The 2340-nt window shown below is 42.0% G+C and carries 2 protein-coding genes and 1 pseudogene; all 3 read left to right on the forward strand.

Annotation, left to right across the window (positions count from 1 at the left end):
- Positions 1-350 (forward strand): nucleoside-diphosphate kinase (locus ACXJGZ_RS02010; RefSeq protein ID WP_456398158.1); only part of this gene is annotated, 350 nt, incomplete at its 5' end.
- A gap of 78 nt (positions 351-428) precedes the next feature.
- Positions 429-1322: a hypothetical protein gene (locus ACXJGZ_RS02015; RefSeq protein WP_456398160.1), complete on the forward strand. Its 894-nt coding sequence runs from the start codon at positions 429-431 to the stop codon at positions 1320-1322.
- 68 nt (positions 1323-1390) lie between these two features.
- A pseudogene (locus tag ACXJGZ_RS02020) lies at positions 1391-2340 on the forward strand (intein-containing translation initiation factor aIF-2); the annotation flags it as partial.

The following is a 2340-nucleotide window of genomic DNA, read 5'->3' on the forward strand; positions in this document are numbered from 1 at the left end:
TTCACATCGATAGAGAGCTGGCGGAGAAGCACTATGAGGAGCACAAAGGGAAGCCATTCTTTAATGCTCTCATTGATTACATAACAAAGGCTCCAAGCGTCGTCATGGTGGTTGAAGGCCGCTACGCCATCAGTGTTGTGAGGAAGATGGCCGGCGCAACTGATCCAAAAGATGCAGAGCCAGGAACAATAAGAGGGGATTTGGGTTTGGATGTTGGAGATGCAATTTACAATGTTGTCCACGCAAGCGACAGCCCAGAGAGCGCTGAGCGTGAGATAAACCTCTACTTCAAGCCCGAGGAAATCTTTGAATATTCAAAAGCCGCCGATTGGTTCTACAAGATGCATTAGGATGAGGAGAGGGGGGAATACATGGATGGATGAAAATTACCAAGTCCCTGTTTCTTCTCCTTTTAGAGGTGGGGAAAAGTGAAGGTGAGGAATCTTTTTCTTCTCACATTGATCGCTCTTGTGGTACTGGCATCACTCTGTATTGAGAGCAGCAAGAATGAAATTGCCTCCGAAACTTCTAAACCTAAAAGCGCCACCGTGACCCAAATTTTGCAAAACCAGTTCCATGAAGAGGTAAGCAAAAACGAAACGCACATATCGGAGGGCAACATGAATTTGAGCTTAATGAACCTAACAAATCTCAAGATTTTTGAGAACCAAATAAATGGAAATCTGACAAATGAAAATAAGAGCGAATACTGCGAGAACTGTCAGATATCATTCAATAAAACCTCCAGCACCTCCACGCTTAGCAAAACTCAGGAAAGTCCCAAAATACCTGAGGAGAAAAACGAAACCGAAGCCAAATTTGAAGACACAGGCACCACAAACACTACCCAGTCCTCTGAAGGAAGCATTGAGGAGAAGCTTGTGCCTAACCCATTTCCAAAGTTCAAACTGCCACTGAACGAAAGTCTGATCCACTTCTACATCTATGGAAGCGACCGCTGTGGTCAGTGTATGAGTATTAAAGAACAGCTTGCCTGGAGATTTGGAAAAGAGAGTATAACGTTCTACCTGACCTATGAGGGGAAAAATGCAACGATACTTTACAAGGGAATCTTCGAAATGTTCCCGACATTTCGCTGGATTCCAGTGATTGGGATAACGTACAACGGAACTCTTGTAGCGGTGGTTGATGCATATTTGAGCCCCGATGAAGTAGAAGGACTTATAAAGGACGCTTTAAGGCTCAAGCTGGTTATAGTTGAAGGACCAAGTGAGGAGATTTATTATGTTGGCAACGACACCAAGAGGGCAATATTAGAGAGCATTTTCATCAAAAATAAACTACCCAACAGTATCCCATGAGTCCCCAAGCTTTTTAATGGTATGTGCTAATTTATGGTTGACTTCAACATTACGGGAGAGTGATCAAAATGAAGAGAATTAGACAGCCGATTATAGCTGTTCTTGGTCACGTTGATCATGGAAAGTGTCTCTTACCAGATGAAACTGTAGTACTTCCGGAGCTCGGTGAGATAACACTGAAAGAACTGTTTAAACTCGGAGATGAAGTCATCGTTAAAGACAAGGAAAAAGAAATCAGAAAACTCAACGTTGATGTCCATGTTATAGCTCAGGATGGGACTATTCAGAGGGTTAAAAGCCCTTACGTTTGGAGAGTAAGGCATAAAGGTAAAGTCCTCAAAGTAAAACTTAAAAACTGGCACTCTGTCAGTGTGACTCCAGAGCATCCGTTTTTGACAAACAAAGGATGGAAGAGAGCCGATCAACTTAAACCTGGAGATTATGTTGCAGTTCCAAAGAGAATTGAGGGAAATGAGAGCTATGAGCGTTTTATGAAGTTCGTTTACTCAAAAATTCTGACGGAAGAGCTAATTGCGAAGCTGAATGAGAACAAGCTTGAAAAAATTGGGGAATACTTTAAAGGGTATAAGACATACAAAGTCCAAAAAAACGTCTTCAGAAGAGAGGATATTGAAAAGCTGAACCTCCAAGACAGCATTGAGAAGATAGCCTTTACTCCAGGGGTTCACCGCTCTGGAAAACCTCTGTATTATCTCAAAATGCCAAAAAGCAAGGATGAATGGAAAGCTGTGTTTTACTTTGCTGGAATGATGTTTGGTGATGGGAGCCAAGAAAAGATAGCAAACAATGATGAGGAGGTCTTCAAGAGGCTCAAAGGTCTTGAACCCCTTGGTGTAGAGCTTGTCAGGGTTAAGAGGAAAACATCCTATAAAATAGAGCTGAGAAAAGCGAAAAATGCATTACTTAGATTCATTAAGCTGTTATTTGAATATCCCGAAAGGAAAAAAGCTTACACCATTAGGGTTCCAAAAGTTCTCTTCATAGCTCCGAAAGACCT

This window comes from Palaeococcus sp. (in: euryarchaeotes) (genome assembly GCF_053987695.1).